23 protein-coding genes are annotated in these 18,853 nt (G+C 69.2%); 14 read left to right on the top strand and 9 right to left on the bottom strand.

The window, feature by feature from the left end; all coding sequences use genetic code 11:
• The first annotated feature begins 13 nt into the window (after positions 1–13).
• Both ACG04R_RS23795 and ACG04R_RS23790 read left to right on the top strand, forming a co-directional pair.
• Positions 14–1,888 (top strand): ATP-binding cassette domain-containing protein, encoded by a 1,875-nt coding sequence (locus ACG04R_RS23795; protein WP_394416116.1) that lies wholly within the window; start codon positions 14–16, stop codon positions 1,886–1,888.
• Positions 1,885–2,265, top strand: a complete 381-nt coding sequence (locus tag ACG04R_RS23790; RefSeq protein ID WP_394416115.1) for a hypothetical protein — start codon at positions 1,885–1,887, stop codon at positions 2,263–2,265. Before ACG04R_RS23795 ends, ACG04R_RS23790 begins: the two co-directional genes overlap by 4 nt.
• Before the next feature lie 7 nt (positions 2,266–2,272).
• On the opposite strand, the gene ACG04R_RS23785 is transcribed toward ACG04R_RS23790, so the two are convergent.
• From ACG04R_RS23785 to ACG04R_RS23745, 9 genes are all read right to left on the bottom strand, one after another.
• The gene (locus tag ACG04R_RS23785) at positions 2,273–2,893 is read right to left on the bottom strand and encodes a DNA-binding transcriptional response regulator (protein WP_394416114.1); all 621 of its coding nucleotides are present in this window, start codon (positions 2,891–2,893) and stop codon (positions 2,273–2,275) included.
• Positions 2,894–2,996: 103 nt separating this feature from the next.
• Positions 2,997–3,359, bottom strand: a complete 363-nt coding sequence (locus ACG04R_RS23780; RefSeq protein ID WP_394416113.1) for a DUF6916 family protein — start codon at positions 3,357–3,359, stop codon at positions 2,997–2,999.
• Positions 3,356–3,847, bottom strand: a complete 492-nt coding sequence (locus tag ACG04R_RS23775) for a GNAT family N-acetyltransferase (RefSeq protein ID WP_394416112.1) — start codon at positions 3,845–3,847, stop codon at positions 3,356–3,358. Before ACG04R_RS23775 ends, ACG04R_RS23780 begins: the two co-directional genes overlap by 4 nt.
• 12 nt (positions 3,848–3,859) lie before the next feature.
• On the bottom strand, positions 3,860–4,378 hold the full coding sequence (locus ACG04R_RS23770) for a phage tail protein (protein WP_394416111.1): 519 nt from the start codon (positions 4,376–4,378) through the stop codon (positions 3,860–3,862).
• 15 nt (positions 4,379–4,393) lie between these two features.
• A complete protein-coding gene (locus ACG04R_RS23765; RefSeq protein ID WP_394416110.1) occupies positions 4,394–4,909 on the bottom strand; it encodes a phage tail protein in 516 nt (171 codons plus the stop codon).
• Between the two features lie 15 nt (positions 4,910–4,924).
• The gene (locus tag ACG04R_RS23760; protein ID WP_394416109.1) at positions 4,925–5,434 is read right to left on the bottom strand and encodes a phage tail protein; all 510 of its coding nucleotides are present in this window, start codon (positions 5,432–5,434) and stop codon (positions 4,925–4,927) included.
• Positions 5,435–5,443: 9 nt separating this feature from the next.
• Positions 5,444–5,740 carry a DUF6916 family protein gene (locus tag ACG04R_RS23755; RefSeq protein WP_394416108.1) on the bottom strand — a complete coding sequence of 99 codons (297 nt, stop codon included), beginning with the start codon at positions 5,738–5,740 and terminating at the stop codon, positions 5,444–5,446.
• Positions 5,733–6,455, bottom strand: a complete 723-nt coding sequence (locus tag ACG04R_RS23750) for a PEP-CTERM sorting domain-containing protein (protein ID WP_394416107.1) — start codon at positions 6,453–6,455, stop codon at positions 5,733–5,735. Before ACG04R_RS23750 ends, ACG04R_RS23755 begins: the two co-directional genes overlap by 8 nt.
• 100 nt (positions 6,456–6,555) lie before the next feature.
• Positions 6,556–7,992 (bottom strand): aminotransferase-like domain-containing protein, encoded by a 1,437-nt coding sequence (locus ACG04R_RS23745; RefSeq protein WP_394416106.1) that lies wholly within the window; start codon positions 7,990–7,992, stop codon positions 6,556–6,558.
• Between the two features lie 74 nt (positions 7,993–8,066).
• On the opposite strand from ACG04R_RS23745, the gene ACG04R_RS23740 reads away from it, so the two are divergent.
• The 12 genes from ACG04R_RS23740 (at position 8,067) to ACG04R_RS23685 (ending at position 18,852) form a co-directional block, all read left to right on the top strand.
• Positions 8,067–8,999, top strand: coding sequence for a DMT family transporter (locus ACG04R_RS23740; protein WP_394416105.1), 933 nt, complete (start codon positions 8,067–8,069; stop codon positions 8,997–8,999).
• Positions 8,996–9,286, top strand: a complete 291-nt coding sequence (locus ACG04R_RS23735; RefSeq protein WP_394416104.1) for a DUF2917 domain-containing protein — start codon at positions 8,996–8,998, stop codon at positions 9,284–9,286. Before ACG04R_RS23740 ends, ACG04R_RS23735 begins: the two co-directional genes overlap by 4 nt.
• A gap of 82 nt (positions 9,287–9,368) precedes the next feature.
• Positions 9,369–10,064, top strand: a complete 696-nt coding sequence (locus tag ACG04R_RS23730; protein ID WP_394416103.1) for an aspartate/glutamate racemase family protein — start codon at positions 9,369–9,371, stop codon at positions 10,062–10,064.
• 28 nt (positions 10,065–10,092) lie between these two features.
• Entirely contained in the window at positions 10,093–11,301 is a 1,209-nt protein-coding gene (locus ACG04R_RS23725; RefSeq protein WP_394416102.1) for an aminotransferase-like domain-containing protein, read from the top strand.
• A 146-nt stretch (positions 11,302–11,447) separates the two neighbouring features.
• Positions 11,448–12,677 (top strand): ABC transporter substrate-binding protein, encoded by a 1,230-nt coding sequence (locus ACG04R_RS23720; protein WP_394416101.1) that lies wholly within the window; start codon positions 11,448–11,450, stop codon positions 12,675–12,677.
• Positions 12,678–12,788: 111 nt separating this feature from the next.
• On the top strand, positions 12,789–13,664 hold the full coding sequence (locus ACG04R_RS23715) for a branched-chain amino acid ABC transporter permease (RefSeq protein ID WP_394416100.1): 876 nt from the start codon (positions 12,789–12,791) through the stop codon (positions 13,662–13,664).
• Between the two features lie 15 nt (positions 13,665–13,679).
• Positions 13,680–15,593 carry a branched-chain amino acid ABC transporter ATP-binding protein/permease gene (locus ACG04R_RS23710; protein WP_394416099.1) on the top strand — a complete coding sequence of 638 codons (1,914 nt, stop codon included), beginning with the start codon at positions 13,680–13,682 and terminating at the stop codon, positions 15,591–15,593.
• Between the two features lie 10 nt (positions 15,594–15,603).
• On the top strand, positions 15,604–16,326 hold the full coding sequence (locus ACG04R_RS23705; protein ID WP_394416098.1) for an ABC transporter ATP-binding protein: 723 nt from the start codon (positions 15,604–15,606) through the stop codon (positions 16,324–16,326).
• Positions 16,327–16,331: 5 nt separating this feature from the next.
• Positions 16,332–16,778 carry a GNAT family N-acetyltransferase gene (locus tag ACG04R_RS23700; protein WP_394416097.1) on the top strand — a complete coding sequence of 149 codons (447 nt, stop codon included), beginning with the start codon at positions 16,332–16,334 and terminating at the stop codon, positions 16,776–16,778.
• Positions 16,771–17,610 (top strand): PhzF family phenazine biosynthesis protein, encoded by an 840-nt coding sequence (locus tag ACG04R_RS23695; RefSeq protein WP_394416096.1) that lies wholly within the window; start codon positions 16,771–16,773, stop codon positions 17,608–17,610. The genes ACG04R_RS23700 and ACG04R_RS23695 overlap by 8 nt, the downstream gene beginning before the upstream one ends.
• Positions 17,607–18,311 (top strand): alanyl-tRNA editing protein, encoded by a 705-nt coding sequence (locus ACG04R_RS23690; RefSeq protein WP_394416095.1) that lies wholly within the window; start codon positions 17,607–17,609, stop codon positions 18,309–18,311. The genes ACG04R_RS23695 and ACG04R_RS23690 overlap by 4 nt, the downstream gene beginning before the upstream one ends.
• A 25-nt stretch (positions 18,312–18,336) precedes the next feature.
• Positions 18,337–18,852, top strand: a complete 516-nt coding sequence (locus tag ACG04R_RS23685) for a GNAT family N-acetyltransferase (protein ID WP_394416094.1) — start codon at positions 18,337–18,339, stop codon at positions 18,850–18,852.
• The last annotated feature ends 1 nt before the right edge of the window (position 18,853 follow it).

Raw genomic sequence — 18,853 nt, 5'->3', positions numbered from 1 at the left:
GGACAATCGCCGCATGGCTGTCCTCTCCCTCACGAACGCGCATCTCGCTTTTGGCCACGTGGCCTTGCTCGATGGCGCCAACTTCTCGCTGGAAACCGGCGAGCGCGTCGGCCTCATCGGCCGCAACGGCACCGGCAAGTCCTCGCTGCTGAAGATCCTCGCCGGCATCGAGAAGCTCGACGACGGGCTGCTGCAACAACAGCAGGGCCTCACCAACGTCTACGTGCCGCAGGAGCCCGAGCTGCGCGGCGACGCGACCATCTTCGACGTCGTCAGCGAGGGCGTGGCCGAGGCCAAGTCGCTGCGCGAGCGCTACGAGCGCCACGACGAGAACGACGACCTGGCCTGGGTGCAGGAGCGCATCGAGCACATCGGCGCGTGGAACTGGGAGCAGCGCGTCGACGAGACGCTGCACCGCCTGGGCCTGGATGGCTCGCGGCTGGTGGGCAGCCTGTCCGGCGGCCTGAAGAAGCGCGTGGCGCTGGGTCGTGCGCTGGTGGCCCAGCCCGACGTGCTGCTGTTGGACGAGCCCACCAACCACCTGGACCTGGACGCCATCGCCTGGCTGGAAGGCCTGCTGAACGACTTCAAGGGCTCGCTGCTGCTGATCACCCACGACCGGCAGTTCCTGGACAACGTCGCCAACCGCATCGTCGAGCTGGACCGTGGCCAGCTGCGCGGCTACCCCGGCAACTACGCCGCCTTCCAGGCCGCCAAGGCCTACGAGCTGGAGAACGAGGCGCTGGCCAACGCGCGCTTCGACAAGCTGCTGGCGCAGGAGGAGGTGTGGATTCGCAAGGGCGTCGAGGCGCGGCGCACGCGCTCCGTGGCCCGCGTGCAGCGGCTGCAGGAGATGCGGCTGCAGCATGCCGCCCGGCGTGACGTGCAGGGCAAGGTACGGCTGGACATCGACACCGGCGGGAGCAGCGGCAAGATCGTCGCGGAGCTGGAGGACGTGTCCAAGAGCTACGGCGACCGCGCCATCGTGCGCGGCTTCACGAGCACCATCCTGCGCGGCGACAAGGTCGGCCTGATAGGCCCGAACGGCGCTGGCAAGACGACGCTGCTGAAGATGATCCTCGGCGAGTTGCCGCCCGACAGTGGCACGGTGCGCCTGGGTTCGCGGCTGACGGTCGCCTACTTCGACCAGATGCGCGACACGTTGAACCTCGACGCGACGCTGGCCGACACGATCAGCCCCGGCTCGGAGTGGATCGAGATCGGCACGCAGAAGAAGCACGTCAAGAGCTACCTCGGCGACTTCCTGTTCTCGCCGGCGCGTGCGAACTCGCCGGTGCGCACGCTGTCGGGCGGCGAGCGCAACCGCCTGCTGCTGGCCCGCCTGTTCGCGCGGCCAGCCAACGTGCTGGTGCTGGACGAGCCGACCAACGACCTCGACATCGAGACGCTGGAGCTGCTGGAGGAGCTGCTGGCCGAGTACGACGGCACGGTCTTTCTCGTGAGCCATGACCGGCGCTTCCTGGACAACGTCGTCACGTCGACCATCGTCTACGAGGGTGACGCACGCTGGCGCGAGTACGAGGGCAGCGTGGAGGACTGGCTGACGCAATCCAAGCGCGCCGCGGCACTGCAGCAGGCGCAGGCGCCGAAAGCCGCCGCCCCCACGCCACCGCCCGCACCGGAGCCGGCCCCGGTCGTCGCCACCAAACGCAAGCTCAGCTACAAGGAGCAGCGCGAGCTGGACGAGATCCCCAAACAGATCGCTGCGCTGGAGGCGGAGCAGACGCAGCTCAACGCGCTGCTCAACGGCACCGAGCTGTACACACAGGGTGCCAAGCGCATTGCCGAGGTCACGGAGCGTGCCGGCGATATCGACACCGAATTGCTGACGCTGATGGAGCGTTGGGAAGCGCTGGAGGCCAAGTGAGCGCCTTGCACGATGAATGGCTGGCCCTGCAGGGCCAGCACGAGCGCTACGAGGCGCTGGCGCTGGGCGTGAAGCTGGCGGCGTTCGCCGTCGTGATCTTTGTGTCGGACCCACGCGTCACGCTGCCGCTGCTGGCCCTGCTGTGGCTGCAGGAGGGCGTGCTCAAGACCTTCCAGGGCCGCCTCGGCGACCGGCTGCTCGCCATCGAGCCGGCGCTGAAGGCCGGTGCCGACGCTGCCGCAATGCAGTTGCACAGCGACTGGGCAGCTCGCCGACCGCGTGGCATGGGCCTCGTGGTGCAGTACCTGAAGAGCGCGCTGCGACCGACGGTGGCGCTGCCGTATCCGCTGCTGATGGCGGTCAGCTACTGGAGCTGACGACGGGTCAACCCGGCTGGAGATCGCGCAGCGGGATCAGGCCCGCGACGCCCTTGAGCTGAACGACCGTCTCGCCGGTGCGGTGCACGACGTACTGCGCCACGTGGCGCTGGCCCTTGTAGCGCACGCTGTCGCCCGGCTTGATGACCGGCTCGGGCGGGATGACGGGCAGGGCCACGCGTGGTGCCGGGCGGGCTTGGCGCATCGTGTCGCGCACCTGGCCGTGCAGGCCCGGCGAATCCTTGGCCAGCGCCTCCAGCGAGCGCGTCATCTGAGCTTTCAGCTGCTCCGCGGTAAAGGGCTTCTTCAGCAGGAAATGCGCGCCGTGGGCCTCGGCCTCCAGTTCGCGCTCCGGCGTGACCTCGAAACTCAGCAGCGACAGGTGCAGGCGCGGCTGTGCCTCCTTCAGGCGCTGGAACAGCTGCAGGCCGGTCAGTGGTGCCTTGGGGAACCAGTCGGTCACGAGGAAATCGGGCTTGAACAGCAGGCCCTGGGCCAGGCCGCTGTCGGTGTCGGCGCAGCACAGGATGCTGTCGGCCGGGAAGCCCCGGCTCTGCAGCAGTTGGCGGGCAAAGGTCTGGACACCGGCAAGCGGATCAACGACGAGGAATTTCAAGGGTTCGGTCATGGCCACATCGGAGCGCCGCCCGTGGCGATCCGGGAGCGGATTCTGCCGGCAGCCTCGTCGCTGCCGAGCCCGCAAATACGCGCAGGCGTGACCTTTTCCGTCGTCAGCCTTGCAGGCGGCAGAAATCTGCGCGCAGGCCCAACTGCGTACGGGCCAGGTAAAGCGGCAGGCTGGCGCCGGACGGGGTGGTCAGCAGGTGCAACCCATCGCCGATGCCGTCCGGCAACCGGCCTTCGAAGCTGAGGCTGAACTGCTCGTCCAGCCTTCCCCCGGAGCGGGCGCTGGCGGTCTTGAGCACGACGGCATGGCTGTCCACCTCGAAGGGCTGGCCCAGGTGCGCCTGCCAGCTGGCCAGGCCGGCGTGCTCGCTCAGGCTGGGGCGCGTGGCGGCAACCGCAGCGGCCGAGCCGGCGCTCGCAACGACGACGGCGGCGCCGCCCCTCAGGAAATCGCGCTTGTTCATCATGGCAGGCACTCCTCGGCTTGCGGCGTGGGCCTCAGCATGGCCTGGTACAGCCCCTGGGGCTCGCCCTCGGGAAGAAAGCCCAGCCGCTCGTAGAGCCGCCGGGCGGGGTTGTGGATCTCGACCTGGATGCCGATCGCGCGGTCGCCGGCCTCGGCTTCGGCCGCCAGCGCCTGCAGGCAGCGCGTGCCCAGGCCCTGGCCGCGCCAGGCGGGCAGCAGCGCGATGTCGAGGACATGCAGGCGGTCGCCGCGCTCGTCCACCCAGAGCCGGCCTGCCACGTCGTCGCCGACAAGGATGAGCTGGCAGACCGAGCGTGGAAAGTGGCGCGCGTAGTGCTGTTGTTGCGCGCGGTGTTGCTGCTGCACGAAGGCCTCGCACTGAGCGGCCGGCCAGCCGGTCATGGCCAGCTCGTCGGCCCGGGTGCTGGCGTAGATGGCCAGTTGCCAGGTCTCGTCGGCCGGCGTTGCCGTGCGCAGGCGGTAGTCCATGGCGGTGCGCGCTCAGCTGCGCGATGGGAAGATGCCTTGCAGCGCGATGCAGAACGTCAGGCCCAGGCAGGGCTGGCGGTTCTCGTGCGGCTGGCTGCCGCCGGCAACGCCAATCGCCGCGACGGCCATCGGCGCGAGCGTGCCGGGGGTGCGGTAAACATTGCCTCCGCCGCTGGCAGTGGGGGCCATCACGTTGCCGGCCGGACTGGTGGATGCGGGTGTGGTGCCGGCCATCAGCGTGTGGGTGTGGCTGGGCATCTCCGTGCCCAGCAGCGTGACCGTGGCAGAACCGGCGCTCTCGCCCAGATCGCGGGGGCTGAGGCCGTTGCCCTGACCGCTGCTCATCGCGAAGCTGTCGCGCAGGTCGGGCAGTGCGAAGTTGCTCCTGCCGTCGCCACCGTAGTACGTGCCGACCAGGGAGAACAGCGCCGTGTTCTGGCTGATCGGCATCAACTGGCCGTCGCAGCGCGCCCAGCCCTGAGGCGCGAAGTTGAAGGGCATGACGCGGATTTCGGCGACGAAGGGGTCCATGTCGTCCTCCTCGGTTCAGTTCTGGGTCGGGAAGATGCCGAACAGCGAGATGATGTAGTTCACCGTCAACGTCGGAGCCATGTTCTCGTGCGGCTGAGCGCCGCCCGCACTGCCAACGCCGGCGGCGGACATCGCGGAGCTGCCAGGGCCGGTGTCGTAGCTGGCGACGCTTGTGGCTGCCAGCTGGGCGCCGCCCGGCGTGCTGAGGTTGGCCGTGTCTGTGCTTGCCAGCAGCGTGTGCGTGTGCGCCGGCAGCTGGGCGGCCGACAGCGTGACCGTTTCCGCGCCGCCGACCTCGCCTATCGTGCGCGTCGACAGGCCCGTTCCCTGGCCCTGGTGCACCGGCACGCGGCCGCGCAGGTCGGGCAGCTGGAAGCTGTTCTGCCCGTCGCCGCCGTAGATCGTGCCGATCAGGTTGAACAGCGTCTCGAATTCCGAGATGGGCAGCAGCTGGCCTTGACACAGCATCCAGCCCACGGGCGAGAAGTTGCCGGCAAAGAGGCGGATTTCGCCCACGTACGGTGTCGACATCGCGGCTCTCCTGTTTCAGTTGCGGCTTGGGAAGATGCCCACCAGCGCGATGACCCAGTTCAGCACCGCGTAGGGCTGCATGTTGGGGTGAGGCTGGGTGTTTCCCGTGCTGGCCAGCGAGCTAGCGCCCATGACGGTGTTGCCGCCAGCGGGTGCATAGCGGTTGACGCCGCCGCGGCCCTTGGCAGCCGGCAGTGCGCCGCCGGGAACGCTGGCGTTGGCGAGGTCGCTGGTGCCGTTCAACATGTGGGTGTGGGCGGGCATTTGCCCGCCAGTCAGCGTGACGGCTTCCTGCCCGGCCATCTGGCCTAGCGCGACGCTCGTGTTGCTGTGCAGCGGCGTGCGGCCACGCAGGTCTGGCAGCGCAAAGGTGGTCTGCCCGTTGCCGCCGTAGTTGTTGCCCAGCAGCGCGAACAGGGCCTGGTTCTGGTTGATGGGCAGGATCTGGCCGTTGCACAACGCCCAGCCCTTGGGCGCGAAGGCGAAGCTCATCAGCTTGAGCTCACCGAGGAAGGGATCGGACATGAGACTCTCCTAGCCGAAAACGGCTTCGTAGTGCAGGCCGGCGGCGCTGCGCGCCACGGGCACGAGGAAGAGGTCGATCGCGTCGAGCTGCGGGTGCTCCAGCCGGTAGATGCGTTGCGGCAGGGCCGGCTCGGCCGGTGCTTCGAAGGTGAGGCTGAAGGGCTGCACGCCGCCTTCCGTGCCGTAGCGGCCAGCGCGGGCTTCGATGAGCTGCGCCGGCAGCTCGAGCGTGTCATCCGGCCGCAGCGTGAAGCGGCTGCCCACGAGCGGCTCGAAGCTGGCCAGCGTGAAACCGGCTTCAGCCACGGGCGGCCTTCCGGCGCTGAGCGGCACGGGCGCCCAGCGCGGCGACGGCGAACAGCGCCAGCGTGGCCGGCTCGGGCAGCTTGCCGCCGCCGCCGGTGCTGCTGTCCTGCAGGATCAGGTCGATGCGGAAATCGGCATATGCGTTACCCGTGCCGGTGCCGCGGTTGACGAACATGATGCTGTCGAGGTCGAAGCTGAGGGCATCGGCGCCGATCTGGTGCACGAGACTGCCGGCGCTCGGACCGGCGAGGCCGCTGAAGCCGCTGTCGGCGTAGTTGTCGAACGCGGAGACGGTGAAGCCGACGATGGTCTTGCCGGCGATGCTTAGGCCATCGAACTCGTAGAGCGCGTGAGCCCCGCCGCTGCCGAGGTAGCCCGTGAACAGGCCGGCGGCACCTTCATCGGCGCCAGCGAAGCTGCGCACGTGGATGCTGTTGTCGACGAAGGTGATTTCCTCGGTGTTGAGCATCCAGTTTTCGACGGCACCGCTGCCCCCTGCATGCAGCCCCGTGGCGAGATCGGCGACGCTCACGACCTGCTGGGCGCTGATCGGGGTCGTGTCGGTGGTGGTGCCGTCGGTGTAGCCGCCGGGCGCGATCAGCTTGACCGTGATGGCGCTCTGGAAACCTGCCTGCGCCGACAGCGCGCACAGCGCCAGCGTCGCGCCGGCCACGGCAGCGTGCAGGCTGCGGAAGAGGGATGGAACGCGTTGCATGGAGCCTCCCTGGCGTTGAGCAGGCGCTCAGTTGACTCGCCGCCGATCCCGTCCGCCAGTGTCCTTCCCCGCGACTGAGGGGGTCAGATTCCGTCAGAAGTTAGGGGGGCGTGGTGCGGCCGCGGATGTCGTCCGCGCAGGCGCGTAGCAGACGCCAGAAGGCCGGGTCCAGCGACGTGGCCATGTTGATGCGCATCAGCGAGCCGGGGCGGCGCGTGGCGCTGAACAGTGCGCCGGGCGCGGTGAGCCAGCCGGCGTCCAGCAGCGGCTGGGCGATGCGCTCGGTGTCAACGCCCACGTCCAGCCAGCCGAACAGTCCGTCCGGCGGCGCGGCCCATGTGAAGCCGTGCTTGGTGGCCAGCGCCGCGACGCGCTGGCGAGCCTGTGCAAGGCGCTCGCGCAGCCGCTGCGCGTGGCGGCGCAGGCGGCCCTGCTCCAGGCACAGCGCGACGGCGCGCTCCATGACGGGCGAGCTGGTCAGGCCGTCCAGCAGCTTGACGTCGGTCAGCGCGGCCAGCTTCTCGGGCGCGGCGGCGAGGTACCCCACGCGCCAGGCCGGCGTCAGCACCTTGGAGAAGCCGCTGACGTAGACGACGCGGCGCAGCCCGTCCAGCGCGGCCAGCCGCGGCACATGCTCGGCGGCGAGGAAGCCGTAGCTGTCGTCCTCGACGATGGTGAAGTCGTGTTCGTCGGCCAGCCGTAGCAGCTTGTGCGCGGTGGCCAGGTCCAGGCTGTGGCCGGTCGGGTTGTGCAGCACCGGCACGGTCAGGTACAGGCGCGGCGCGTGTTCCTTGGCGAGGGCGGCCAGCGTGGCCAGGTCCGGCCCGTGCGGGCCGCGCGGCACCGGCAGCAGCCGAATGCCGGCCTGCGTGAGCCGCGCAAAGATGATGGCCCAGCCAGGGTCGTCGACGAGCACCGCGTCGCCCGGCTGCAGCTGGGTGCGGATCAGCAGGTCCAGCGCGTGCGTGGCGCCGTGGGTCGTGAGGATCTGCGCCGGGCCTGCGTGGATGCCGAGGTCGGCCAGCCGTTGCGACAGCGCCGCGCGCAGCCGCTCGTCGCCGCTGGGGTCGCCGTAGCTGACCTGCAGCGCCTGCGACTCGGCCTGGTTGAGCCGGCGCAGCGCCGACTGCAGCAGCACCGGGTCCAGCCAGTCGGCCGGCAGCGTGCCCAGGCCCGGCGAGCGCGCTGCGTCGGCCTCGAACATGCCGCGGATCAGCGCGGTTGCGTCCACCGGCGCCTGGCGTGGCGCTGCGGCCAGCGGCTGGGGCGTGCGCGTGGCGGCGGGCCGCGTCTCGCGCACGAAGAAGCCGCGCTGGCGGCGCGCCTCCAGCAGGCCGGCGGCCTGCAGCTGATCGTAGGCGGCGACGACGGTGTGCGGGCTGACGCCGTGCTGGCGTGCGCAGTCGCGCACCGAGGGCAGGCGGGCGCCGGGCAGCAGCAGCCGTTCGCGGATGCGCTGGGCGTAGCGCTCGGCCAGCTGGCCGGCCAGCGGCTGGCTGGCGTCGCGTTGGAGTGGCGGCTGTGTACCGGTCAGCATGGCAGTACAGATTCGGCGTGTGAGGTGGTTTACTGTACTGCTGCTGTATCGGATGTTGTCTCTATGCTGAGTCCATGCAAGGGTCTTCCATCTCTCCCTCGGTCCTGACGACCACGGCGTCCAACGCCACCCGTGGCCTGCTGCTCGGGCTGGCGGGCGTCGTCATGTTCGCGCTCAGCCTGCCGATGACGCGGCTGGCCGGCGGCAGCGTCGAGGCGCCGCAGCTGAACCCGGCCTTCGTCGCGTTCGGCCGTGCCGTCGTGGCCGGGCTGCTGTCGGTGGCCTACCTGGCGGTCACCGGCGCGCGCCGGCCGCGCGGCGGCGAATGGCGGCTGCTGGCGTTCACAGCAGGCGGCGTCGTGTTCGGCTGGCCGCTGCTGTCCGGCCTGGCGGTGCGGCATGTGGACGCAGTGCACGCCGCCGTCATCTCCGGCGTGCTGCCGCTGGCCACGGCCGTCATCGCCGCGCTGGCGCTGCGCCAGCGGCCCAGCCCGGCGTTCTGGGCCTGCGCGGTGGCGGGCCTGGCGCTCGTCGTCGGCTTCGCGGCCTGGCGCGGCGCGGGCGGGCTGGAGATGGCGGACGGGCTGCTGCTGGGCGCGGTGGTCTGCGCGTCGGCGGGCTATGTCAGCGGCGCGCGGCTCACGGGCGGGATGACGGCCGAGCAGGTGATCTGCTGGGTGCTCGTCATCAGCCTGCCGGTCACTGTGCCGGTGGCCGTCATGACGCGCCCGACGGCGCCGGTCGCGGCGTCGGCTTGGGGCGGCTTCGCCTACGTGTCGCTGTTCTCGATGTGGATCGGCTTCTTCGCCTGGTACCGCGGCCTGGCGCTGGGCGGCACGCTGCGCGTGAGCCAGGTGCAGGTGCTGCAACCCTTCCTGTCGATGCTGTTCGCCGTGCCGCTGCTGGGCGAGCGGCTGGATGCGATGACGCTGGTCTTTGCCGCCGCCGTGCTGGCCGTGGTGTGGTTCGGCAAACGCCAGCCGGTGGATACAAGGAGCGCGCCATGAATGACCGATTCACGACCCGGCTGGCCCCTGGCCAGGCGCTGACGCTGATCGCCGCACGCGGTCCGCGCCGGCTCGTCGTGACAAGTGGTCGGCTGTGGCTGACCCTCACCGGCGGCACGGACGATCACTGGCTGCGCGCCGGCGAGCACCTGACGCTGCCGGCCGGCGCTGAAGTGGTGGCCGAGGCCTGGCCGGAAGCGAGCTTCCAGTTGCTGCAGCCGGTGACGCCGCGGCGCGAGGCGCGACCCGTCGTCGGCCGTCGGCTGCCGCTGGGGCAGGGCGCATGAGCCGCGTCGCGCCGGGCCGCCCCAAGCAAGCGGCCGTCTCATCGGGAGACCGGCCGACGCACTCGTCGGACGGGAGGGCGACATGAAGACGCTGGGCATCCTTGGCGGCATGAGCTGGGAGTCCACCCAGTCGCTGTACGCGCTGATCAACCGCGGTGTGGCCGCACGCCTTGGCGGTCTGCACAGCGCCCAACTGCTGCTGCACAGCGTGGACTTCGCCGGCATCGCCGCCCTGCAGAAAGCCGGTTCCTGGGGCGAAGCCGCCGCCGTGCTGGGCGAGGCCGGTGCGGGGCTGCGCCGGGCGGGTGCCGAGGCGTTGCTGATCGCGAGCAACACCATGCATCTCGTGGCGATGGAGGTCGAGCGTGCCGCCGGTCTGCCGGTGCTGCACATCGTCGACGCGACCGGCGAGGCGCTGCGTGCCGCCCGCGTGCGCCGCGTCGGCCTGCTGGCCACGCGCTTCACGATGGAGCAGGGCTTCTACCGTGACCGGCTGTGGGAACGCTTCGGCGTCGAGACCATCGTTCCCGACGAGGCCGGCCGCGCCGAGGTGCACCGGTTGATCTTCGACGAGCTGTGTCGCGGGCGCTTCGAGCCGTCGTCCCGCGAGGCCTTGCGCGGCCAGGTCGCGGCGCTGGCCGATCGCGGCGCGCAGGCCGCCGTGCTGGGCTGCACCGAGCTGGGCCTGCTGCTGCCGGCAGGCTCTCCCGCGGCGCTGCCGCTGTTCGATTCCACCGAGTTGCAGGCCTGTGCGGCTGTCGAGTGGATGCTAGGCTGATCGCTTCAAGAAATCTGAGACAACCGTCATGAGTACTGTCTGGACCCAGGCGCGGCGCGCCGCGCGCATGAATCCGTCGATCATCCGCGAGATCCTCAAGGTCACCGAGAAGCCGGGTGTGCTGTCCATGGCCGGCGGCCTGCCGAGCGCGGACACCTTTCCCGTCGACGAGATCAAGGCCGCCTGCGACCGCGTGCTGACCGACACGCCGCGCGAGGCGCTGCAGTACGCGTCCAGCGAGGGCTACGCGCCGTTGCGCGAGTGGGTGGCGACGCGGGTCGCAACGCTCGGCATGAACGTGAGGCCCGACCAGGTGCTCATCACCAGCGGCTCCCAGCAGGGGCTGGACCTGGTTGGCAAGATCCTCTGCGATGCCGGTGCGCCGGTGGCCGTCGAGACGCCCACCTACCTCGGCGCGCTGCAGGCCTTCACCCCGTTCGAGCCGCTGTTCGCCAGCCTCGCCAGCGACGACCAGGGGCCACTCCCCGAGGCCATCACGGCCTTGCCGCACGACGCGCCCGGCACGCGCTTCGCGTACCTGCTGCCCAACTATCAGAACCCAACCGGCCGTGTCATGGGCGCGCAGCGCCGCGTCGAAGTCGTCGAGGCGTTGCGTCGCGCCGGCGTGCCGCTGGTCGAGGACAACCCCTACGGCGATCTGTGGTTCGACGAGCCGCCGCCGGCCTCGCTGTCCAGCCTGTGGCCCGAGGGCTCGCTCTACCTGGGCTCGTTCTCCAAGGTGCTGACGCCGGGGTTCCGCCTCGGCTATGTCATCGCGCCGCCGGAGCTCTACCCCAAGCTGCTGCAGGCCAAGCAGGCCGCCGACCTGCACACGCCGGGCTTCAACCAGCGCGTCGTGCACGAAGTCGTGAAGAACGGCTTCCTGGACGGCCACGTGCCCAGCATCCGCGGCATCTACAAGGCCAATCGCGACGCGATGGCCGCGGCGCTGCGCGAGTACCTGCCGCCGGGCTGCGAATGGCAGTCGCCGAAGGGCGGCATGTTCTTCTGGGTCCGACTGCCCGCGGGCCTGGATGCGATGGCGCTGCTGCCGCAGGCGGTGGATGCCGGCGTTGCCTACGTCCCCGGCGCGGCCTTCTATGCGCACCAGCCTGATGCACGCACGCTGCGCCTGAGCTTCGTGACGCTGACACCGGAGCTCATCCGCGAGGGCGTCGAGAAGCTGGGACGGCTGCTGCATGAGGCGCTGGAGCCGGCCGCGGAGCATGCCCCCTAATGGGCAAGCCTGACAGATAGCTGAAGCGAGGTCGGCCCAGCCACTCGGGTTTCCACATCCCCATTTCGACGTTGCTCTGGCATCGTATGCAGTCGGCCCCCGGCAACCCGCCGGGGTGGATCTCATAACGACAGACGAGGCAAACGATGAAACAGGTCTGGACGGCCGTCGCCCTGGCGACATTCGCGTGGAGTATTCAAGCAGCGGAGCCGATCAAGATCGGCGTGTCGGGGCCGTTCACCGGCGGCTCCTCGTCGATGGGCGTCAGCATGCGCGACGGCGTGCGGCTGGCCACCGACGAGATCAACAAGGCCGGCGGCGTGCTGGGCCGCCAGCTGCAGCTCGTCGAGCGTGATGACGAGGCCAAGAACGAGCGCGGCGTGCAGATCGCCCAGGAGCTCATCAGCAAGGAAAAGGTCGCCGCCACCGTTGGCTACATCAACACCGGCGTGGCCCTGGCATCCCAGCGCTTCTATCAGGATGCCAAGATCCCGGTCATGAACAACGTGGCCACCGGCTCGGCGATCACGCTGCAGTTCAAGGATCGCCCCGAGAACTACATCTTCCGCAATGCGGCGCACGACTCCATCCAGGCGCCGATGATCGTGGAGGAGGCCGTCACCAAGCGCGGCTTCAAGAAGGTCGCGATCCTGGCCGACAGCACCAACTACGGCCAGCTCGGCCGTGCCGACCTGGAGGCTGCGCTCAAGCTCAAGGGCATCACGCCGGTCGCCGTCGAGAAGTTCAACATCAAGGATGTCGACATGACGGCCCAGTTGCTGAAGGCCAAGGAAGCCGGCGCCGAGGCCGTGCTGACCTACGGCATCGGCCCCGAGCTGGCCCAGATCGCCAACGGCATGACCAAGCTGGGCTGGAAGGTGCCGATGATCGGCTCGTGGACGCTGTCCATGGCCAACTACATCGACAACGCCGGCCCCGGCGGCGAGGGCGCGCGCATGCCGCAGACCTTCATCCAGGAGCCCACCACCCCGAAGCGCCAGAGCTTCATCATCAACTACCTGAAGACCTTCAACCCGAAGAACTCGCGCATCGAGTCGCCGGTGTCGGCCGCCCAGGGCTATGACTCCATCTATCTGCTGGCCGCGGCCATCAAGCAGGCCGGCTCCACCGACGGCCCCAAGATCAAGGCCGCGCTGGAAGACCTGAAGACGCCGGTCGAAGGCGTCGTGACCACTTACAGCAAGCCCTTCTCCAAGACGGACCACGAGGCCATCACGGCCAACATTCCGGTCATGGGCGAGGTCAAGGGCCAGCGCGTCGTCTACGCCTACCCCGAAGACTTCAAGAAGGCCTCCGAGGTGCGTCTGAAGGACGTGAACGCCAAGGGCGCCATCGAGCAGAAGAAGCGGCAGTAACTCGCCCACCCCCTACCGGCTTCGCCGGCCCCCTCAAGGGGGCGCCGCTGGCGGCCCGGCAAAGCCGGTTCCGCGGCGGCCGCTGGGGAAGGCACTACGCATCGGACCTATATGCAAATCCTGACCCAGCTCGTGTTCAGCGGCATCTCGCTGGGCATGATCTACGCCGTCATCGCCTTCGGCTACCAGCTGACCTTCGCGACCAGCGATACGCTGAACTTCGGGCAGGGCGAATCGCTGATGCTCGGCGCCCTCGTGGGGCTGAGCCTGGTCGGCTGGGGCGTGAACTACTGGGCCATGATCCCGCTCGTGTGCCTGTTCGGCGCCTTCCAGGGCGCGGTGGTGGAGCGCATCGGCGTGCGGCCCGCCATCAAGATGAAGAGCGAGTTCGGCTGGATCATGTCCACCATCGCTTTGGGCATCATCTTCAAGAACGTGGCCGAGAACGTGTGGGGCCGTGACGACCTGAAGTTCCCGTCGCCGCTGCCCGAGGCGCCGATGAAGTTCCTCGGCGCCAACGTGCTGCCGATGGAGATCCTCGTCATCGTCGGCGCCGTCGGCATGATGCTGGCCGTCGAGGTGTTCAATCGCAAGAGCATCTACGGCAAGGCGGTCGTCGCGACCTTCAACGATCGTGATGCCGCCAAGCTGATGGGCATCAACACCGGCCTGGTCATCACGTTCTCGTACGCGCTGTCCTCGCTGACGGCCTCGTTCGCCGGCGTGCTGATCGCGCCGCTGACCCTGACCGGTGCCACCATGGGCGCCGTGCTGGGCCTGAAGGCTTTCGCGGTGGCCATCATCGGCGGCCTGACCTCGGGCATGGGCATCATCGTGGGCGGCATCATCCTCGGCGTGGCCGAGACGACGACGGGCTTCTACCTGTCCACCGGCTACAAGGACGTACCCGGCCTCGTGCTGCTGCTCATCGTGCTGGCCGTGAAGCCGGCCGGCCTGTTCGGCAAGACCGCCATCAAGAAGGTCTGAGGGAAGGCCCGACACGTGAATCTCAAGAAACTCGTTCTCGGCGCCCTGGCCATCGCGGCCGTCGCCGGCTTCCCGCTGGCCTCCGGCAACCCGTACTACATCCACCTGGTCGAGACCATCATGATCTACGCGATCGTGCTGTTCGGCCTGGACATCGTCGTCGGCTACACCGGCCAGGTCTCGCTGGGCCACGCGGGCCTGTTCGGCATCGGCGCCTACACGGCCGGTGTGCTCATCCTCAAGCTCGACGCGCCGGTCTACGCAACGCTGCCGGGCGCCATTGCCGTGGCTGCCGTCTTCGGCGCCATGCTGGCTCTGCCGGCGCTGCGCGTGACGGGGCCCTACCTCGCGATGGTGACGCTGGCCTTCGGCACCATCATCCAGATCCTCATCAACGAGATGACCTTCCTGACCGAAGGCCCGATGGGCATCACGCTGACCAAGCCCACCCTGTTCGGTCAACAAATGGACGAGACGCAGTACTACTGGCTGGTCATGGCCTGCCTCGTCGCGGCGCTCATCTTCGTGCACCGCGTGCTGCACTCGCAGCTGGGCCGGGCCTTCGAGGCGCTGCGCGGCAGCCCCGTGGCGTCGGACTGCATGGGCGTGTCGGTCTACCGCTACAAGGTCTATGCCTTCGTCATCTCGGCGGCGCTTGCCGGGCTGGCCGGCGCGCTGTACGCCTATTCCGAGCAGTACATCAGCCCCAATACCTACAACTTCGAGCAGACGGTGATGTTCCTGCTGGCCATCATCATGGGCGGCCGCAAGACCCGCACGGGTGCGCTGCTGGGTGCGGCCATCATCGTCATGCTGCCCAAGCTGCTGGACGACCTGGAGCTGTTCCGCATCGGTGCCGTGGCGCTGGCCGTCGTCGTGACCGTCTCCGTCGGCGTGGCGATGAAGCGCGGCAAGATGACCGGCCAGCTTGCGGCCATTCCCGTGTTCGGCACCATCGGCCTGGCTTTGGTGTCGTTCAAGCTGGAGACGATGACCGACTGGCGGCTGTCCATCTTCGGGCTCATCACGCTCTTCGTCGTCTACTACCTGCAGGACGGCATCGTCGGCTTCGTGCGCCAGGCGCTGAACCTGAAGGTGAAGCACGAGCGCGACGCGGCCCAGGGCTCGGCGGCTGCGCTGACGCGCGCCAGTAGCCAGGGCGAGCCCGAGTTGCTGAAGGCCAGTGGCGTGCTCATGCAGTTCGGCGGCCTGAAGGCGCTGAACAACGTCGACCTGGTCGTGCGGCGCGGCAGCATCCACGGGCTGATCGGCCCCAACGGTTCGGGCAAGAGCACGATGATGAACGTGCTGACCGGCATCTACCAGCCGACGGCGGGTTCGGTGGTCTTCGCCGGTCGCACGGTGAACGGCCGCACCTCGTCGGACATCGCGCTCTCCGGCATCGCCCGCACCTTCCAGAACGTGCAGCTGTTCGGCGAGATGACGGCGCTGCAGAACGTGCTGGTGGGTCTGCACCACAGCTTCCACAGCAACCTGATCGACGTCGCGCTGCACCTGCCGCGCTACCGCCGCGAGGATCGCGAGCAGCGCGCCCGCGCCCATGCGCTGCTGGACTTTGTCGGCCTGAACGACCTGGCCAGCGAGGAGGCGCGCAATCTGCCCTATGGCAAGCAGCGCCTGCTGGAGATCGCCCGCGCGCTGGCACTGGACCCGCAGCTGCTGCTGCTCGACGAGCCCGCCGCCGGCCTCACCGCGCCCGACATCAAGGAGCTGCTGGAGATCATCCGCAAGATCCGCGACGCGGGCGTCACCGTCATCCTCATCGAACACCACATGGACGTCGTCATGAGCCTGTGCGACCGCGTCTCCGTGCTGGACTTCGGGCAGAAGATTGCCGAGGGGCTGCCGGCCGAGGTGCAGGCCGACGAGAAGGTCATCGAGGCCTACCTGGGCGGCCAGGCCAGCTGAGGACGTAAAGATGCTGACCATCAACAACCTCAGCGCCGCCTACGGCAAGGTCCAGGTCCTGCATGGCATCTCGCTGGAGGTGCCCAAGGGCCAGGTCGTCACGCTGATCGGCTCCAACGGCGCCGGCAAGACGACCACCATGCGCGCCGTCAGCGGCATGATCAAGCCCACCGGCGGCGAGATCTCGCTGAACGGGCGCCGCATCGACGGCATGGAGAGTTATCACATCGCCCGCCGCGGCCTCGCGCATTCGCCCGAAGGGCGGCGCGTGTTCGCGACGATGACGGTGACGGACAACCTGCGCCTGGGCGCTTTCCCGCGCTACACCGGCGAGCGGCCCAAGGGAGACATTGCCGGCGACCTGGAGCGTGCGCTGGAACTCTTCCCGCGCCTGAAGGAGCGGCGGCTGCAACTGGCCGGCACGCTGTCCGGCGGCGAGCAGCAGATGCTGGCGATGGCCCGCGCCATCATGCTCAACCCCGAGGTCGTGCTGCTGGACGAGCCGTCCATGGGCCTCGCGCCCATCCTGGTCGACGAGGTGTTCCGCATCATCGAAAGCCTGAAGGCCCGCGGCGTGACGATGCTGCTGGTCGAGCAGTTCGCCGCCGCGGCGCTCAAGGTGGCCGACTACGGCTACGTGCTGGAGAACGGACGCATCGCCGTGCACGGCCCTGCGAGCAAGCTGCGCAACGACCCGGCGGTGCAGGCGGCCTACCTGGGCGGCGGCCACTGACCGTGGTGCGGCCCGGCTACCGGCTCAGCTTCGAGGACATCGACGCCGCTGCGGCCCATGCCTTCCTGACGACGGCCTACTGGTGCGAAGGCATCCCGTTCGCGACCGTCGAGCGGGCCATCGCGAATTCGCAGTGCATCGCGCTGCATGCCGATGGCCAGGGGCAGGTCGGCTTTGCTCGTGTCGTCACGGACCGCACGACCTTTGCCTACCTCTGCGACGTTTACGTGCTGGAAACCCACAGGCGGCAGGGGTTGGCGGATTGGATGGTTCAATCGCTGCTCGCCCACCCGGACCTGCAAGGCTTGCGCCGCTTCATGCTGTTCACGCGAGACGCCCACCCGCTCTATGCCCGTCACGGCTTCAAGCCGCTGGCGACGCCGGATCGCGGCATGGAGGTCGTGCGGCCGGGGATCTACCGCCTCACCGCCACGCCGCGCTCCGATGCCTGAACTCCGCCGCTTCGTCCAGGTCGACGTCTTCACCGCCACCCCGCTGAAGGGCAATCCGCTGGCCGTCGTCGTCGACGCCGCGGGCCTGTCCGATGCCGACATGGCCGACTTCGCCCGCTGGACCAACCTCAGCGAAACCACCTTCCTGCTGCCACCCACCGATCCGGCGGCCGACTACCGCGTCCGCATCTTCACGCCCGGCGGCGAGCTGCCGTTCGCCGGCCACCCGACGCTGGGCAGTGCGTACGCCTTCCTGGCCAGCGGTGGCGACGCGAAGAAACCCGGCGAGGTCGTGCAGCAATGCGCCATCGGCCTGGTGCGCGTGAAGCGCGACGGCGCGCGGCTGGCGTTCGCCGCGCCGCCGTTGCTGCGCAGCGGCCCGGCCGACGACGCGACGCGCGCCCAGGTGCTGGCCTCGCTGAGCATTCCGCCCGACGCGCTGCTGGATCTCGTCTGGTGCGACAACGGCCCCGGCTGGCTCGCGGCCCGCCTGCCCGACGCGGCCAGCGTGCTGGCGCTGCAGCCCGACTTTGCCGCGATGAAGCCGCTGAAGCTCGGCGTCGTCGGCGCCCATCCCGCGGGCAGCGAATGCCAGTTCGAGGTGCGCGCCTTCGTGCCCGGCCTCGGCGTGCCGGAAGACCCCGTCACCGGCAGCCTCAATGCCGGACTGGCGCTGTGGCTGCAGGAAGCCGGTCTGGCAGGTGATAGCTACGTCGCCGCGCAGGGCGCCGCCCTGGGCCGTGCCGGCCGCGTGCACGTGAAGCGCGACGCCGAAGCGACGTGGATCGGTGGCGACGTGACGCCGTTGATTCATGGTCAGGTGAGGCTTTGATGACGGAAGAGCTGTTCCGCGAGGACGCGACGTTGCTGGCCTGCGAGGCCGTGGTGGTCGGGCAAGGGGAGGGTGGCGTCATGCTCGACCGAACCGTCTGCTACCCGCTCGGCGGCGGTCAGGCGGGCGACACGGGCTGGCTGGTCTCGGGCGAGCAGCGCTGGCGCATCAACGACACGCGCAAGAGCAAGGAGCAGCCCGGCGCCGTCGTTCACCTCATCGAAGGCGAGCCGCCGGCGGTTGGGACTGTCGTGCAGGTCGAGGTCGACGCTGTGCGCCGCCAGGCCCACCGGCGCTTCCACACGGCCACGCATTTGTTGTGCGCACTGCTGCCCTATCCGGTTGATGGCTGCTCCATCACCGAGACCTATGCGCGGCTGGACTTTCACACCGACGAGCCCTTCGACAAAGAGGCCATCCAGGCCGGGCTCTCCCGTCTCGTCGCCGAAGCGCACCCGGTGCGCCACCGCTGGATCAGCGAGGAGGAGCTGGACGCCAACCCCGGCCTCGTCCGCTCGATGAGCGTGCAGCCGCCGCGCGGGCTTGGTCGTGTCCGCGTGCTGGAGGTGGAGGGTGTCGACCTGCAGCCTTGCGGCGGCACGCATGTGTCGAACACTGCGGAGATTGGCGCCGTCGTGGTGACCAAGATCGAGAAGAAATCAGCCAAGACCCGCCGCGTGGTCTTGGGATTCGCGTCCTGACATCGCTGGCTAAACTGCGCCGTCTATGTCCGGCCCAGACATCCAGCTCATCACGCCCGAGTCGCCCGAGGACTGGCAGGAAGCCCGCCTCGTCCTGCGCGACTACGCCAACAGCCTGGATGTGGACCTGTGCTTCCAGGGGTTCGAGGAGGAGCTGGCCGGCCTGCCAGGCGCCTATGCCCGGCCCGGCGGCCTGATGCTGTTGGCCCTCGTTGACGGCGCCGTGGCCGGCAGCGGCGCCTTTCGTCCGCTGCCCGATGCCGACTACCCCAACGCCTGCGAGATGAAGCGCCTGTTCGTGCGCCCGGCCTTCCGTCGCTTCGGCCTGGGCCGCATCCTCGCGCAGCAACTGATGGACCGCGCCACCGAGGCGGGCTACTCGTCCATGCTGCTCGACACGCTGGACGACATGGAGGCGGCACGTGGCCTTTACGAGAGCCTGGGCTTTGTCGAGGTGCCGCCGTTCTACTTCAACCCCATCCCCGGCGCGCACTACCTGAAGGCCGAACTGGGCGCCTTCCGGCCAAGTTACTTCGGATAAC

It is taken from the genome of Pelomonas candidula, from assembly GCF_043555985.1.
GTDB lineage: Bacteria > Pseudomonadota > Gammaproteobacteria > Burkholderiales > Burkholderiaceae_C > Pelomonas > Pelomonas candidula.
Note: the sequence above shows the minus strand (reverse complement) of the source record. Positions and strands in the feature narration are given on the sequence as shown.

Excerpts from the sequence above, each read along its gene's own strand:
- ACG04R_RS23795 (WP_394416116.1), top strand. The coding sequence starts at position 14 with ATGGCTGTCCTCTCCCTCACGAACGCGCATCTCGCTTTTGGCCACGTG.
- ACG04R_RS23785 (WP_394416114.1), bottom strand. The coding sequence starts at position 2,893 with ATGACCGAACCCTTGAAATTCCTCGTCGTTGATCCGCTTGCCGGTGTC.
- ACG04R_RS23780 (WP_394416113.1), bottom strand. The coding sequence starts at position 3,359 with ATGATGAACAAGCGCGATTTCCTGAGGGGCGGCGCCGCCGTCGTCGTT.
- ACG04R_RS23775 (WP_394416112.1), bottom strand. The coding sequence starts at position 3,847 with ATGGACTACCGCCTGCGCACGGCAACGCCGGCCGACGAGACCTGGCAA.
- ACG04R_RS23770 (WP_394416111.1), bottom strand. The coding sequence starts at position 4,378 with ATGGACCCCTTCGTCGCCGAAATCCGCGTCATGCCCTTCAACTTCGCG.
- ACG04R_RS23765 (WP_394416110.1), bottom strand. The coding sequence starts at position 4,909 with ATGTCGACACCGTACGTGGGCGAAATCCGCCTCTTTGCCGGCAACTTC.
- ACG04R_RS23760 (WP_394416109.1), bottom strand. The coding sequence starts at position 5,434 with ATGTCCGATCCCTTCCTCGGTGAGCTCAAGCTGATGAGCTTCGCCTTC.
- ACG04R_RS23750 (WP_394416107.1), bottom strand. The coding sequence starts at position 6,455 with ATGCAACGCGTTCCATCCCTCTTCCGCAGCCTGCACGCTGCCGTGGCC.
- ACG04R_RS23745 (WP_394416106.1), bottom strand. The coding sequence starts at position 7,992 with ATGCTGACCGGTACACAGCCGCCACTCCAACGCGACGCCAGCCAGCCG.
- ACG04R_RS23740 (WP_394416105.1), top strand. The coding sequence starts at position 8,067 with ATGCAAGGGTCTTCCATCTCTCCCTCGGTCCTGACGACCACGGCGTCC.
- ACG04R_RS23735 (WP_394416104.1), top strand. The coding sequence starts at position 8,996 with ATGAATGACCGATTCACGACCCGGCTGGCCCCTGGCCAGGCGCTGACG.
- ACG04R_RS23730 (WP_394416103.1), top strand. The coding sequence starts at position 9,369 with ATGAAGACGCTGGGCATCCTTGGCGGCATGAGCTGGGAGTCCACCCAG.
- ACG04R_RS23725 (WP_394416102.1), top strand. The coding sequence starts at position 10,093 with ATGAGTACTGTCTGGACCCAGGCGCGGCGCGCCGCGCGCATGAATCCG.
- ACG04R_RS23720 (WP_394416101.1), top strand. The coding sequence starts at position 11,448 with ATGAAACAGGTCTGGACGGCCGTCGCCCTGGCGACATTCGCGTGGAGT.
- ACG04R_RS23715 (WP_394416100.1), top strand. The coding sequence starts at position 12,789 with ATGCAAATCCTGACCCAGCTCGTGTTCAGCGGCATCTCGCTGGGCATG.
- ACG04R_RS23705 (WP_394416098.1), top strand. The coding sequence starts at position 15,604 with ATGCTGACCATCAACAACCTCAGCGCCGCCTACGGCAAGGTCCAGGTC.
- ACG04R_RS23695 (WP_394416096.1), top strand. The coding sequence starts at position 16,771 with ATGCCTGAACTCCGCCGCTTCGTCCAGGTCGACGTCTTCACCGCCACC.
- ACG04R_RS23685 (WP_394416094.1), top strand. The coding sequence starts at position 18,337 with ATGTCCGGCCCAGACATCCAGCTCATCACGCCCGAGTCGCCCGAGGAC.